Origin of the sequence: Halalkaliarchaeum sp. AArc-GB (assembly GCF_031432225.1) — an archaeon.
In the GTDB taxonomy this organism is placed as follows: domain Archaea; phylum Halobacteriota; class Halobacteria; order Halobacteriales; family Haloferacaceae; genus Halalkaliarchaeum.
Map to the genome: position 1 here is coordinate 33,546 of NZ_JAVKGM010000001.1, position 13,679 is coordinate 47,224.

Sequence of the window (13,679 nt, forward strand, 5' to 3'; positions counted from 1 at the left end):
GGCGCGATCAAGCGTAACGTGTTGGTCGCACTGCTGTATCTGCTCGGTTTCTCGCTCGGGGTCGGCTATCTATCGACTCTTTGGTGATTCCACTAGCCACCCGTGTCCGGTACCGGTTCGATACTGTTGCGTCGACCGTCGAGCACGGTGAACCGCTCGTCCCGACGCTGTTCGAGCCAGCGTAACAAGCGTTCCGCCCACCGGAGTTTTCTGGCTTTCTGCGGACCGACATCGGGGTCGTCGAACTCCCAGCCGACGAATCGGAGCTCCCCGGCCCCCAGCACGTCCGCTAGAAAGGCCGCGCGATCACCGTCTGTAAACCCACCGGGATTGTACACGGCGTCGACCGGTTCGGCCTGTGTGGTCACGAGCGTCGAGGCGGCGTCGAACTCCGGGAGAAATCGTCGAATCAGCTCGACGTTGTCCCCGTGGGCGTGGGCGGCGACACGTGTTCCCTCCCGTGTCAATCGCGCTGCAGTCTCCGGATTTTTGTCGAGGTCTGTCACCAGACAGTCGACCGGAAGGTCCACGTCCCGGAGTGTGTCACCCGCAGTCGAGGCGGCGAACACGGCGTCGACCGTCTCCGGATCGAAGGTGCCGAGTTCGGCCGGAAGCGATGGGGCCGCGCCGACAATTGCCGCTGTACCGCCTCCGGCGACGCCCACGTCTGTCGCCAGCGCGTCGAAATCGACGGGGGTCGCGAACCTGGTGGCCAGGTCCCGGGCCCGCTCGTCGGCCGCCCTGTCGAACCCGAAGTCCGCGAGGATTGCCTCGTACACCGGCTCCCACTCGGAGAACTCCATACCCGGGGTTCGTTCGGGACGCTAATGGCTCTCACGGATCGGTCGCGCCGCTTTCGGTGAGTAACCGTGTGCGCCGGAGTGGCAGCAAGTACCCCTACCCGCGTGCCCTTCCGGCGTCCAAACATTCGTTTAGGGGCACTTGGCATAAGTTTTCTCGTTGTTCCCCTCCACATCTCGGCGCAGTCGCGGGGTCCGAACGGGAGCTCCGAGCACGCCGTTTTTATCCGCTGGCGCGTTACGCCCACTCAATGGCCAAAGTGAGCGTGGGGCTTCGCGGCTGGCGGTTCGAGGAAGCCGAGATCTTCGACGAGGACGGGGAGTTCAAGCCACTGGATGAGATACCCGACGACGCGAGCGAACGGCTCGTCCGGCTGCTGGCGCTGGTCGAGGAGCCGTGTGACGCGTGTTACCTCGTTCACGGCGAGGCGGATATTTCGAACTGTCGTCCCGCAGAGATCGTCTACGGCGAGCCGGGAGCCGAAGTGTTGCTGTGTGGCGTCCACGAACCCGATTTCCTCTACTGGTTCAGGGAGGCGGGCGGCAGCGACCTGAAAGGAACTGAGGAACTACAGGACGCCTTCCACGAGTGGTTCGCCGACGGGAACCGTGCTCCGGACGACTACGGCGGCCTCGAACACGTCGAAACGGCCCCCGAGGAACTCCCGGAACCGCCCAGTCCCCAGGAGATTCAGGACCGCCTCGACGCCCAGCGAGAGGAACATCGCATCGACATCAAGGAACTCGCCAGCGACGCGTCCGCGGAGGAGTGATCGATGACGCCGCCAGGCGACCCCGACGGGGCCAACGGCGCCTCTCTGAGCGAAGGGGCGAAACGAGCGTCGTTTACGGTGGTGGTCGTCGATCCACAGACCCCCGGAAACGTCGGGACGATCGCACGTGCCATGAAGAACTTCGGGCTCTCGGACCTCGCGTTAATAGATCCACCGCCGCTTCCGGAGGGTGGCGAGGCCTACGGCTTCGCCGGGCACGCCAGGGAGGACGTCCTCCCAAATGCAAGGGAGGTGACGTTCGACGAGGTGGTCGAAAACTACCACACGGTGGGCTGTACCGCCATCACGGGAGAGGACGCCAGACGCCACGTCCGGTTCCCGTTCCGGACCCCCGCGAAACTTCGCGACTCGCTTGCGACGGTAGAGACGGACACCGCCCTGGTGTTCGGCCGGGAGGGCCGGGGGCTCGACAACGACGAACTCCGACGGCTCGACGAAGTGTGTTCGATCCCTGCGAGCCCGGAGTATCCGGTGTTGAACCTGGGCCAGGCGGCGACGATCGTGCTGTACGAACTCCGGGAGCTGTTTCTCGAGGACACGCAGTTACCCGACGTCGAACGAGAACGTGCAAACGAGCCCGACATCGAGCGCGTCCACGACCAGTTCGACGACTTCCTCGACGCGGCTGGCTACTCGGGGGAACGGTTCGACCGAACTCGGACGCTATTCCGGCGCGTTCTGGGCCGCGCTCATCCGACGACACGGGAGGCACACACCCTCGTCGGCGTGTTCCGCAGGGCCGCCGACCAGCTGAATCACCGCTGGGAGCTCGTCGAAAAATACGACGCCCCCGAGTGGCCGGCAACACGTGAGGCAGACGGCGACAAGGGGAGACACTCCGACGACGATCGGTAACCGGAATCGAACTCACTCCTCGCGTGCGGCGAGTCCCGCGAGGTGGCCGATCTCGGGGAGAATGATCTCTTCGACGCCGAGGCGGACGGCGTTTTTCGATCCCGGGAGACAGAATATCGGCGTGCCGTCGTCGACGCCGGCCACGGCACGCGAGCCGATCGACCGCGTACCGATCTCCTCGTAGGACAGCTGGCGGAACAGCTCACCGAACCCCGGGAGTCGCTTGTCGAACAGCCCCTCGACGGCCTCCGGCGTGACGTCGTCGGGCGTGATCCCCGTGCCGCCGGTTGTAACGACGGCGTCGGTGTCCTCCCGCGAGGCGAGCCTGTCGACCGCCGACTGGACGTCGTCGAAGTCGTCCGGGACCAGCTCACGGATTGCGACCTCGTGGCCCGCCTCCTCGATCGCGGAAGCGATGTACTCGCCAGAAGGGTCCTCGTCCAGCGATCGCGAAGATGAGACCGTGAGCACGGCGACTGCAGCCGTCTCGACGTCGTGGGAGTGGTGGTCGTGGTCGTCGTGAGAGTGGTGGTCGTGGTCGTCGTGAGAGTGGTGGTCGTGGTCGTCGTGAGAGTGGTGGTCGTGGTCGTCGTGAGAGTGGTGGTCGTGGTCGTCGTGGGAGTGGTGGTCGTCGGGGGTCTGATCGCTCATGGCGCTCTATTATAAACCCCGAGACAAAGTCGCTTCGGGACCGGACCGTAGCCGGCGTTCGGTCTTCGAGCGATCAGTCCTCCGATCCGTCGGCCGGCGCCCCTGTAGCCTTATAAAGGCTGAGCGTGGCCAGCGCGACGATCGCGGCACCCTCGAGTTTCACGGCGTGGACGGTCCATTCGCGCGGTTCGAACCGGTCCGGTGAGCGGTAACAGAGGCGTCCGAACAGCCGAAGGACGGTGCGGGGCGCCAGCAGTTCGAACAAGCCGAACGCGACTGCGAGCAGGCGGTACATGTCAGTGAAATTGTCCGGAATGGACTTATAAATGTAAGATCGGTCGAACGAAGGACCGTTCGGTGAGGTATCGAGACGGTCGGGCTCGCCGCGATTACTCGAGGTCGAACCGGTCGAGCGTCATTACTTTGTGCCAGGTCTCCACGAAGTCCTCCACGAACTGCTCTTCGCCGTCCTCGGCGCCGTACACTTCAGCGATGGCGCGGAGGCGGGAATTGGACCCGAAGACGAGATCCACGCGGGAGCCCTTCCACTCGAGTTCGCCAGTCTCACGGTCTCGCAGCTCGAAGACCTCCCGGTCCTCTGAAACCGGCTCCCACTCGTAGTCCATCGAGAGGACGGTTTCGAAGAAGTCGTTGGTCAACGTCCCCGGCTCGTCGGTAAAGACGCCGAGGTCGGAGCCGTCGTAGTTCGCGTCCAGCGCCCGCATTCCGCCAACCAGGACGGTCAGTTCTGCTGCAGTCAGGTTCAGGAGTTCGGCTTTGTCCACCAGCAGCTCCTCTGCCGATCGGTCCATCGGGTCATTGTCGGTGAGGTAGTTTCGGAAGCCGTCGGCGTCCGGTTCGAGCGCCTCGAAGGACTCGACGTCGGTCCATTCCTGGGAGGCGTCGGTCCGTCCCGGCTCGAAGGGAACCTCCACGTCGTAGCCGGCGTCGGCGGCCGCCTGCTCGACGGCCGCGTTGCCGCCGAGCACGATCAGGTCGGCCAGAGAGACCCGGACGTCGTCGGATCGGGAGCTGTTGAACTCCTCTTTGATCCGCTCGTAGGTCGAAAGCACCGTCTCCAGTTCCTCGGGCTCGTTGACCTCCCAGCTACGCTGGGGTTCCAGACGGATGCGCGCACCGTTCGCGCCGCCGCGTTTGTCGCTGTCGCGGTACGTCGACGCCGAGGCCCAGGCGGTCTTGACCAGCTGGGTGATCGACAGGTCGGACGCGAGGATCTCCCCTTTGAGTTCGTCGATCTCCTCTTCCCCGACGATTTCGTAGTCGGCGTCCGGGACCGGATCCTGCCAGATCATCTCCTCGTCGGGGACCTCCTGACCGAGGAACCGCTCCGGCGGACCCATGTCGCGGTGGATCAGCTTGTACCAGGCCTTCGCGAAGACTTCCTGGAACTCTCCGGGGTTCTCGTGGAAGCGCTCGACGATCTCTCGATAGTCCGGGTCACGCTTCAGGGCGATGTCCGTGGTGAGCATCATCGGGGTGACCGTCTCTCCCTCGATGTGAGCGTCCGGCACCGAGTCGTGGAGCTCCTCGTCTTTCGGCCTCCACTGCCAGGCGCCGCCCGGACCCTTCTCGGGTTCCCACTCGTAGTTCAGCAGATTGTCGAGAAAGCCCATGTCCCACTGCGTCGGGGCCTGGGTCCACGGTCCCTCGATGCCGCTAGTAATCGTGTCGGGGCCCTTGCCCTCGCCGTAGTCGCTCTCCCATCCGAGGCCCTGTTGCTCGATGGGTGCCGCTTCGGGGTCGGGTCCGAGGTGATCGTCGGAGGCAGCGCCGTGGACTTTCCCGAACGTGTGTCCGCCGGCGATGAGTGCGACCGTCTCCTCGTCGTTCATCGCCATCCGATCGAATGACTGTCGGATGTACTTGGCGGACTCTTCGGGGTCCGGCTCGCCGCCGGGTCCTTCGGGGTTCACGTAGATCAGACCCATGTGGTCGGCGGCGAGATCCCCGATGAGGTTCCCCTCTTCGTCGTGGCGCTTGTCTTCCAACATCTCCTCTTCGGGGCCCCAGTCGACTGCCTTGTTGGTATTGAACGCGTCCTCGCGTCCCCCGGCGAAGCCGAACGTTTCGAACCCCATCGACTCCATGGCGACGTTGCCGGACAACACCAGCAGGTCGGCCCACGAGAGTTTGTTCCCGTACTTCTCTTTCACGGGCCAGAGAAGCCTGCGGGCCTTGTCGAGGTTCACGTTGTCCGGCCAGCTGTTTACGGGCGCAAACCGCTGCGTGCCGCCGGAGGCGCCGCCGCGCCCGTCAGTGGTGCGGTACGTCCCGGCACTGTGCCACGCCATCCGAATGATGAGTGGCCCGTAGTGACCGTAATCCGCCGGCCACCACTCCTGGGAGGTCGTCAACGCGTCTTCGATGTCCTGTTTGACTTCCTCGAGGTCGAGTTTCTGAAACTCCTCGGCGTAGTCGAAGTCCTCGCCCCGGGGATCGACCTGTTCTGCATTCTGGTCGAGTATATCCAGGTTCAACTGATTTGGCCACCAGTCTTGGTTTGAACTCATCAGTGGCAAATTGTTCCGTTGGCCTATTAATATTGCCTAAGTCGGCGAGGATGTCTTTGTTTTACCCAAAACATTTTATCGAAATTGAAAACCTCTCCCTGACAATCATCCACGAATGACTCGCTCCCGGAGAGAATCGCGCTCCGGAAATGACGCACGGCGTTCCTGGATGAACGTCACCAGGTTCCGTGGAACGTATCGAACTCGAGGGAGTCGAGCGGTTCGTTGCCGACCGCAATCTCGTACTCCCCGGGCGTCAACATCGGCTTGTGGAACTGCGGCCCGTCGTCGGTCGTGATCCGCGGACAGCCCGTGTTGACGTACGCGTCACAGCCGAAGTTACGCAGTCGGTCGGGGGTGATCTCGTCCATCGTGATCAGGTAGGCGTTCTCGTTGTTCTCGACGATTTCTGTCGCGGTCTCCCAGCGACCCTGCCCGATCTTCGTACAGTAGAGCACGCCCCAGGTGTCGGCGTCCATCGCCCGGTGAACCGCGCCGTACCGCTGTTTGATGAACTTCTCCGTGTCGGCGACGTCGACGACGTTGTTGACGGGGTCGGCGATCACGACGTGTTTGTCGGGGTGTTCCATCGCCAGCCCGAGGGGGTGGAACTTCCCGCCGCCGACGTACAGCACCGTCTCGGCGTCGACGTCGGCACTGGCGTAGTTGCAACCGAGCACTTGCCCCTCGTGGGTGAGACGATCGTCTCCGCGACGGGTCTCGACGACGTAGCCGCGCGCTTCGAGCCACTCCCGCATCTCTCCGAACTTGTTCATGTGCTGGGCGGTCGTCACGAGCCCGACAGCAGGACGGTCGTCAGCGGTGTCGACATCGGGTCGGTCGTCGACGTCCGAGTCGCCGGGTGTATCGACCTCCGGAAGCTCCGCGAGCGCCTCCTCCATGATCGGGAACGGGTCGACGTTCGAGAACAACGGCACGTAGATGATCTTCTCCGACTCCTTCATCGGCGAGTGGCCGAAGTGGACGAACACGTCGGTTCGGCGCATCAACTCGGTGTCGAGATCGCAGGCGCCGTAACACGGCTGGCCGGAGATCAGCACACGAACGTCGTCGGTCAGTTCCCGGAGGTCGTCGGCGACCTTCGGCGCGCGCCGCTTGAGCCCCTCCGGGAACTGGAGCCCGACCGTCGTCGCGTCGCGTTCGTCGATCGCGTCGGTAATGCGGTCGAGTTCGTAATCCCACTCCCGGTCGCTTTTGAGCGACATACCCGTCCTGCGAAGGTCACCGGGGCGTCGATCGCTCCCGGCGTCGTCGCGCGCGTCCTGACTCATTGACACCGTTTGCGGACGCGAACGGTTAAACGCCGCGTTCCGACGACTTTACTTTCCTTGCCGACGAGGTTCGGCCGTGCGAATCGAGAACAGTTTTATCCCCGTTCACGGGGTCGGGGAACGGATCGAACGGCGGCTGTGGGAGGCCGGCGTCACGCGCTGGGAGGCGTTCGATCCGTCGGTTCCGGGCGTCGGGGAGACGACCGCAGACCGGATCGAGGCGTTCATCGACGAGGCGTCGACGCATCTCCAGCGCGGCGACGCGACCTACTTCGACCGGCAGTTCCCCAGCGGCGAGCGGTGGCGCCTCTACGAGAACTTCCGGGAGTCGACCTGCTTTTTCGACATCGAGACCTCCGGGTTGGATCAGCGCCGGGACCGAGTGACGACCGTCAGCTTCCACCGGGAGGGGGAGACCACGACGCTCGTCCGGGGCCACGACCTCACCGAAGACAGGCTCCGCCGGGAGTTCGAGTCCGCCGACATGCTGGCGACGTTCAACGGCGCACGGTTCGACGTCCCGTTCCTGGAGGAGTCGTTCGGGCTCGAGGTGACGACTCCCCACCTGGATCTGATGTATCCGTGCCGGAAGATCGGTCTCACCGGCGGCCTGAAGCCGATCGAACGGGAGCTGGGGATCGAACGCGAACTCCCGGACGTCGACGGCCGGGAGGCGGTCCGGCTGTGGCACCGATACGAGGACGGCGACGAGGACGCTCTCGATCGACTGATCGCGTACAACCGCGAGGACGCCGTCAATCTGCGGCGTCTGGCAGATCTGGTGACCGGAAACCTTCACGAACGGACGTTCCCCGCCGACACCGACGCCTGACCGACGCGGACTCACTCTTCTTCTCGTCCGTCGTCGGGCCGGACGAGCTTCATCTCGCCGCGAGCCCTGAGGGAGCCGTCTACCTCGGCACCCTCGTAGATCACCAGATCCCTGCCGGCGACGTCTCCGAGCACTCTGGCCCCCGACGCGACGGTAACGGTCCCGTTTCGGGTCGTCACGTCGCCGTGGATCCGCGTGCCAGTGCCGACGGTGACGTCCTCTCGAGCCCGGAGGCTGCCGAACACGTTGTTGTCCTCGCCCACGTCGATCGATTCCGCCCGGACGTTGCCGTGGATGCGGCAGTCGTCGCCGATCCGTGCCGGCGTCGACACCTGCCAGGCGTCGTCGGAGATGCTCGCACCACGCGGGATGACGAGCGTCTCCCGGACGTCCCCGCCGTCGCCGGCCAGCGCCTCAGCAAACCCTTCCGCCGCCTCCTGTTCCCCCACCCGGAGCAGCTGTGAGAGGACGATGAAGTAGAAGACGATCGTCGGCATCGGGTTCCGGATGACGATCCAGCCGTTCGCCTCGAACCCCTCGTCGATCGAGACGTCGTCGCCGATGTCCAGGTCGCCGGAAACCATCAGTCGGCCATCGACGTGCACCCGCTCGCCGAGGTAGGCGTCGGTCCCGACGAGGACATTGCCGTCGACCTCACACCACATGTCCAGCCGGCAGTCCCCGTCGGCCTCGATGTCGCCGCCGAAACTGACGCGCTCGCCCGCCAGGACGTTTTGCCCCCGTACCCCGAAGGAAACCGTCGACTGTCCGCCGACGAGGACATCGCCGTCGACGACGACGTCGTGTTCCTCCACGGTCGTTCCGTCGGGGATCGACAGTTCCTCGAGAGGGTCTCCTGCCAGTGACACGCCAGAAGTGAGTACGCCCCGAACCATAAGCGACCCGCCGGCGTCTGACGCCAGTCTTGCGGGGTTCGTGGATTGCCGTCTCGTGGTGCTCGCGGATCGAGAAAAGCCCGCCCGCTAGGAGTCCTCGTCGGTTCTCGCGTGGAGGGTGCTGTCGACGTCGATCGACCCCCACTCGTTTGCGACGTGTGCGCCCTCGCGGTCTCGGGCACTTTCGGCCACGCGGATGAACGTCGCCTTCTTGCGGGCCTCGGGGATCGTCTCCCCGCCGCAGTAGGAGAGCCCCGACCGGATCCCGGCGGAGAACTCCCGAGCCACCTCGACGACGGGACCCTTGTACGGCGTCCACCCCTCGACCCCCTCGTCGGCGTCGACGTTCTCTGCTTTGTCCGTTCGGTCCTCGGCGGCGGCGGTGGTCGCCATCCCCCTGGAGCGTTTGTACCGGATCCCGTCGATCTCTCTGATCTCGCCCGGCGACTCCGCGGTGCCGGCAAAGAGGCTCCCCATCATCACCGAGTCCGCACCCACCATCAACGCCTTCACCGCGTCGCCGGACGACCGGATGCCGCCGTCGGCGATCACGGTCAGTCCCCGCTCGTGGGCGACCTCAGCACAGTCGTCGACCGCGGTTAGCTGGGGAACGCCAGCGCCAGCGACTTTTCGCGTCGTGCAGTGGGATCCCGGACCGATCCCCACCTTCACCGCGTCGGCGCCCGCAGCCGCCAGATCGGCGACTCCGTCGGGCGTCGCCACGTTTCCGGCGACGAGTTCCACCTCCGGGAACGCGTCAGCGATCTCCCCGACGGCCTCAAGCGCGATCTCGAGGTGGCCGTGCGCGACGTCGACGACGACCGCGTCGACGCCCGCGGCAGCAAGTGCCTCCGTACGGCGGAGATACGACTCGTTGATCCCGACTGCGGCGGCAACCGGGCCACCCGACTCTGCGGCGGCTTCGACTTCGGTGGCCTGTTCGTCGATCGTGAGGAACCGGTGTATGGTCCCGATTCCGCCCACCGACGCGAGTTCGGTCGCGAGCGCCGACTCCGTCACCGTGTCCATGGCTGCCGAAACCAGCGGCGTCTCGAGTTCGATACCGGGCGTAAACGCCGTCGACAGGTCGACGTCGTCTCGGCTGTCGACGGGCGAACGCTGCGGGACGAGCAACACGTCGCCGTAGCTCAGTCCCGTTCGGATGTCATCCATGACCGACCTACCTACGAGCGAGAACGTACTTAAGCCCGAGGAATCTCTCGAGGCCACGGACGCCGGCATTTAACTGTAGTGCCGCCCCAGTACCGCCGATGGACGTCGGCGAACTCCCGGTTCGAAGTCGGATCCGCGATCGGTTCCGACAGGAGGGGATCGAAACGCTGTACCCGCCCCAGCGGGCGGCAGTCGAGGCGGGCATCTGTGATGGTACCAACGTCGTCGCCGCCATCCCGACCGCGTCGGGGAAAACGCTGATCGCCGAACTCGCCATGGTGACCGCCGACGGGCCGAGCCTGTACATGTGTCCGCTCCGTGCGCTCGCCCGCGAGAAACACGAGACGTTCGACGCGCTCCCGGGCGTCGACGCCGGACTGGCGACCGGCGAATACGACTCCCCGGCCGAGGAACTCGCCACCTACGACGTCGTCGTCGCCACCAGCGAGAAGGTCGACTCGGCGATCCGGAACGGCGCCTCGTGGGTCGACGACCTCGCGTGTGTCGTCGTCGACGAGGTGCATCTGCTCGGTTCGGATCGCCGTGGTCCGACACTCGAGGTTACCGTCGCGACGCTCCGTCGTCGGGCTCCGGAAGCACAGCTCGTGGCGCTGTCGGCGACCGTTGCAAACCCCGAGGAGATCGCGGAGTGGCTCGACGCCGAGCTGATCGAGTCGACGTGGCGACCCGTCGAACTCAGGACTGGAGTGTACGCCGACGGACGTGTCGCATTCGACGACGGAACGGAACAGACCGTCGAGGTGGGGGGCGACCCCGGCGCCGACAACACCTCTACTGGCGACACCGACGCCGAGGAAAGACAGGGGGACCTGCCGACGAAGGCGACGATCGAACTGACCGAGGAAACCATCCAGAACGGCGGACAGTCGCTTTCGTTCGTTCGATCCCGCCGGGAGGCGGAGGCGCTCGCCGAGCGACTCGCCCGATCCGAGCTCGCAGGGAAACACTCGAACGGCGGGAACGACACCGCGGACGTTGCCGACGAGATCGCGGCGATCGACGGGACCGCGACGGGCGAAAGATTGGCCGACTGTGTCCGGTCGGGGGTGGCGTTTCACCACGCCGGAGTGGGAAGCGAACACCGCGCCGCAGTCGAGACCGCGTTCCGGAACCGGGAGCTCGCGTGTCTGTGTGCGACACCGACGCTCGCGGCCGGCGTCAACCTCCCCGCGAGACGGGTCGTCGTCAGGGACCTGAAACGGTACACCGGCACCGCGATGGAGTGGCTGCCGGTGCTCGAGGTCCACCAGATGTGCGGCCGTGCGGGACGCCCCCACCTCGACCCGTACGGGGAGGCGGTGCTGGTCGGCGACGGCAACTCGCCGGAAGAACTCACCCGGCGATACGTCGAGGCCGATCCCGAAGCCGTGGCGTCGAACCTCGCCGACCGAAGCGCACTCCGGACGCATACGCTGTCGCTCGTCGCGACGGGGTTTGCGGACACGCCACGGGAGGTTCTCGACCGCTTCGACGGGACGTTTTACGCCTCCCGGACGCCGAGTCCGGACCTGTCCGGCGACGTCGCTGCGGTCATCGAAGATCTCGCCGAGATGGGACTCGTCCGTGCCTCTGGAACGAGTGCGGACGCCCAGCTTTCGGCCACGGAACTGGGAACGCAGGTATCCAGACAGTACGTCCGACCGGAGACGGGTACCCGCATCGTGATGGGCGTCGAGACGATCGACCGAATGCAAACCGACGGACGAACCGTGACACCGCTTACCGCTCTCGAGGTCGTCTGTGACACGCCGGACATGCAGGACACCTACCTCGGGAACCGGGAACGAGCCGACATGTACCGGTTCGCACGGCGGCGGTCCGACGAACTGACCACCGGAATGAGCGACGCCGACGACTTCGAACGGTGGCTCGAGTCCGTGAAGACCGCACGGATCCTGGCCGAATGGATCGACGGGGCGTCCGTCGAAACGTTGGTCGACTCGTACCGGATCGGTCCGGGCGACCTCGAATCCCGGGTGAGTCGCGCGGAGTGGCTGCTGGGCGCCGCCGACGCGATCGCTGCGGTCGTGGACGTCGACACGTCGGTTTTCGAGTCCACGCGGCAGGGGCTCGTCGAACGACAGGAATGAACACGGGGCTGTCCCTGGAGATCGATCCCAAGATCAGCAGAAACGTTCTCTCGCCGACAATTGCTTGGTTCTGCGGGTTCCCCAGTCGCCATGGACGATTTCGAAGAAACCGCGAACGCGAAGCCGAAACCGTTCCGGTACGACAGCGAAGTGGACCCGGGTGAGAAAACGCACGTCCGGTACGAGGTCAGCGAGACGTATCTGGGGGATCCAATCGAGATTCCGGTGACCATTATAAACGGGGAACGCCCCGGTCCGACGTGTTACATGACCGCCGCGATCCACGGAGACGAACTCAACGGGGTAAAGGTACTCCAGGAGGTCGCAGCCCGGTACACGCCCCAGGACATCCAGGGAACGCTCGTCTTGCTCCACGTCTGTAACGTCCCGGGCTACCTCGTCCAGGAGCGATACATCCCGATCTACGACCAGGACCTCAACCGGTCGTTTCCCGGACGGGAACGCTCCAACACGGCAGAGCGAATGGCCAACGTCATCTACGAACGGTTTATAACGCAGTGCGACTTCGGGCTGGATTTCCACACCTCGACGCGGAACCGGACGACGATGTATCACGTCCGGGCGAACATGGCGGACGAACGGGTTGCCCGACTCGCGAGAGCGTACGGCGCGAACCTGATCCTCTCGGGGGAAGCAGACGCCGGAAGCCTCAGGGCCGTCGCGACGGCCGCAGGGATCCCGACGATCACGATAGAGATGGGGAAGGCACACCGGTTCCAGCCGGCACTCATCGAGCGGGCGCTGGAAGGGGTCGAGTCGGTACTTGCAGAGTACGACGTCCTCCCCCAGGAGGCGGTTCAGTGGCCCGGCTGGCGACGGGTAATCGACTCGGCGAACGACAAGACCTGGCTACGCGCGGACAAGGGCGGCCTCGTCGAAATGAAGTACGATCACCCGCTCGTGTACGAAGGAGAGACGATCTGTACGATCACAGATCACTTCAGCACCCGCGAGAAGATCGTCACCGCGCCGTTTACTGGGCTCCTTGTCGGCGTGCTGCAAAACCCCGTTGCCTCGCCGGGACATCCACTGTGTCACCTGGTGAGCGTCGGCGGCGAAACGCTCGCAGAGATCGAACGTGAGATCGAAAGTGGGGAGTTTTCCGAACAGCCCTGGGCGTGATCCGGCGGGTCGTCGGACGATCCGGGGCGTCGGACTCTCCTTGGCCGAATCGACTCACCGAACGCGATCGGCGATCCCCTGGAGGCGCTCGTACTGGTCGTGTCCGTACGCGATCACCCGCACGTCCGAGAGCGTGGCGGCGTCGTACGCCGCGATCGCCTCACAGACGATTCGGGCACCCTCCTCGAAGTCGAACCCGGCGGCACCGGTACCCAGTACCGGGACGACCACCGACTCGCACCCGCGTTCTTCGGCGGCCGAAAGCGCGTTCGTCGTGGCATCGCGGATGCTCTCTTCGGTTGCGAGTCCGTCGCCGTAGTGGGGCATCGCAGCGGCGTGGATCACGTAGTCGGCATTGAGGTCGAACGCGTCGGTGACTGCGACCACACCGAGTTCAACTGGTCCCTTCTCGACGGCCGCCTGGTTGAGCCGTTCGCCGCCGACCCGCCTGAGCGCGCCGGCGACGCCCGATCCCATCCGGAGGCTGGTTCCGGCAGCGTTGACGAGCGCGTCGGCCTCCTGGGCTGCGATGTCACCCTGGATGACGCTGTACTCCATGGCGGTCGTGCTTGGTCACGAACGAAAATAAAACCGATCCGGG

At 65.1% G+C, this 13,679-nt stretch carries 12 protein-coding genes and 1 pseudogene; 5 read left to right on the top strand and 8 right to left on the bottom strand.

The annotated features are described in order from the left end of the window. Positions 1-92 precede the first annotated feature (92 nt). Entirely contained in the window at positions 93-803 is a 711-nt protein-coding gene (locus tag RH858_RS00205) for a 6-hydroxymethylpterin diphosphokinase MptE-like protein (protein WP_259533182.1), read from the bottom strand. A 248-nt stretch (positions 804-1,051) separates the two neighbouring features. On the opposite strand from RH858_RS00205, the gene RH858_RS00210 reads away from it, so the two are divergent. Together RH858_RS00210 and RH858_RS00215 are read left to right on the top strand one after the other, a co-directional pair. Then, a complete protein-coding gene (locus RH858_RS00210) occupies positions 1,052-1,573 on the top strand; it encodes a hypothetical protein (RefSeq protein ID WP_310560900.1) in 522 nt (173 codons plus the stop codon). A 3-nt stretch (positions 1,574-1,576) separates the two neighbouring features. Further along, positions 1,577-2,449, top strand: a complete 873-nt coding sequence (locus tag RH858_RS00215; RefSeq protein WP_310560901.1) for an RNA methyltransferase — start codon at positions 1,577-1,579, stop codon at positions 2,447-2,449. 12 nt (positions 2,450-2,461) lie between these two features. Here RH858_RS00215 and RH858_RS00220 read toward each other — a convergent pair whose 3' ends face one another. The 4 genes from RH858_RS00220 to dph2 all read right to left on the bottom strand — a co-directional run bounded on the left by RH858_RS00220 (position 2,462) and on the right by dph2 (position 6,923). Further along, positions 2,462-3,100, bottom strand: coding sequence for a MogA/MoaB family molybdenum cofactor biosynthesis protein (locus RH858_RS00220; protein ID WP_259533186.1), 639 nt, complete (start codon positions 3,098-3,100; stop codon positions 2,462-2,464). A gap of 73 nt (positions 3,101-3,173) precedes the next feature. Then, complete coding sequence (locus RH858_RS00225; RefSeq protein ID WP_259533187.1) at positions 3,174-3,395, bottom strand: hypothetical protein; 222 nt, start codon at positions 3,393-3,395, stop codon at positions 3,174-3,176. 94 nt (positions 3,396-3,489) lie between these two features. Beyond that, complete coding sequence (gene katG / locus RH858_RS00230; protein ID WP_310561127.1) at positions 3,490-5,634, bottom strand: catalase/peroxidase HPI; 2,145 nt, start codon at positions 5,632-5,634, stop codon at positions 3,490-3,492. Between the two features lie 173 nt (positions 5,635-5,807). After that, positions 5,808-6,923, bottom strand: coding sequence for a diphthamide biosynthesis enzyme Dph2 (gene dph2, locus RH858_RS00235; protein ID WP_259533188.1), 1,116 nt, complete (start codon positions 6,921-6,923; stop codon positions 5,808-5,810). A gap of 76 nt (positions 6,924-6,999) precedes the next feature. Here dph2 and RH858_RS00240 point away from each other — a divergent pair, with 76 nt between their 5' ends. Continuing rightward, complete coding sequence (locus tag RH858_RS00240; protein WP_259533189.1) at positions 7,000-7,755, top strand: ribonuclease H-like domain-containing protein; 756 nt, start codon at positions 7,000-7,002, stop codon at positions 7,753-7,755. Between the two features lie 38 nt (positions 7,756-7,793). Here the strand turns inward: RH858_RS00240 and RH858_RS00245 are convergent. Continuing rightward, positions 7,794-8,624: pseudogene (locus RH858_RS00245) on the bottom strand (polymer-forming cytoskeletal protein); the annotation flags it as partial. A gap of 114 nt (positions 8,625-8,738) precedes the next feature. Continuing rightward, positions 8,739-9,824 (bottom strand): guanosine monophosphate reductase, encoded by a 1,086-nt coding sequence (locus RH858_RS00250; RefSeq protein ID WP_310560902.1) that lies wholly within the window; start codon positions 9,822-9,824, stop codon positions 8,739-8,741. A gap of 98 nt (positions 9,825-9,922) precedes the next feature. Between RH858_RS00250 and RH858_RS00255 the strand changes: the two genes are divergently transcribed. After that, entirely contained in the window at positions 9,923-11,935 is a 2,013-nt protein-coding gene (locus tag RH858_RS00255) for a DEAD/DEAH box helicase (RefSeq protein WP_310560903.1), read from the top strand. A 90-nt stretch (positions 11,936-12,025) separates the two neighbouring features. Continuing rightward, positions 12,026-13,078, top strand: a complete 1,053-nt coding sequence (locus tag RH858_RS00260) for a succinylglutamate desuccinylase/aspartoacylase family protein (RefSeq protein ID WP_259533192.1) — start codon at positions 12,026-12,028, stop codon at positions 13,076-13,078. A 54-nt stretch (positions 13,079-13,132) separates the two neighbouring features. Here the strand turns inward: RH858_RS00260 and RH858_RS00265 are convergent, their stop codons facing one another. Then, positions 13,133-13,636 (bottom strand): macro domain-containing protein, encoded by a 504-nt coding sequence (locus RH858_RS00265; protein WP_259533193.1) that lies wholly within the window; start codon positions 13,634-13,636, stop codon positions 13,133-13,135. Between the last annotated feature and the right edge of the window lie 43 nt (positions 13,637-13,679).

What these genes read in the sequence shown, in the direction of transcription:
- RH858_RS00260 (WP_259533192.1), top strand. Translation starts at nt 12,026, where the DNA reads ATGGACGATTTCGAAGAAACCGCGAACGCGAAGCCGAAACCGTTCCGG.
- RH858_RS00205 (WP_259533182.1), bottom strand. Translation starts at nt 803, where the DNA reads ATGGAGTTCTCCGAGTGGGAGCCGGTGTACGAGGCAATCCTCGCGGAC.
- dph2 (WP_259533188.1), bottom strand. Translation starts at nt 6,923, where the DNA reads ATGAGTCAGGACGCGCGCGACGACGCCGGGAGCGATCGACGCCCCGGT.
- RH858_RS00265 (WP_259533193.1), bottom strand. Translation starts at nt 13,636, where the DNA reads ATGGAGTACAGCGTCATCCAGGGTGACATCGCAGCCCAGGAGGCCGAC.
- RH858_RS00210 (WP_310560900.1), top strand. Translation starts at nt 1,052, where the DNA reads ATGGCCAAAGTGAGCGTGGGGCTTCGCGGCTGGCGGTTCGAGGAAGCC.
- RH858_RS00255 (WP_310560903.1), top strand. Translation starts at nt 9,923, where the DNA reads ATGGACGTCGGCGAACTCCCGGTTCGAAGTCGGATCCGCGATCGGTTC.
- RH858_RS00215 (WP_310560901.1), top strand. Translation starts at nt 1,577, where the DNA reads ATGACGCCGCCAGGCGACCCCGACGGGGCCAACGGCGCCTCTCTGAGC.
- RH858_RS00250 (WP_310560902.1), bottom strand. Translation starts at nt 9,824, where the DNA reads ATGGATGACATCCGAACGGGACTGAGCTACGGCGACGTGTTGCTCGTC.
- RH858_RS00220 (WP_259533186.1), bottom strand. Translation starts at nt 3,100, where the DNA reads ATGAGCGATCAGACCCCCGACGACCACCACTCCCACGACGACCACGAC.
- RH858_RS00225 (WP_259533187.1), bottom strand. Translation starts at nt 3,395, where the DNA reads ATGTACCGCCTGCTCGCAGTCGCGTTCGGCTTGTTCGAACTGCTGGCG.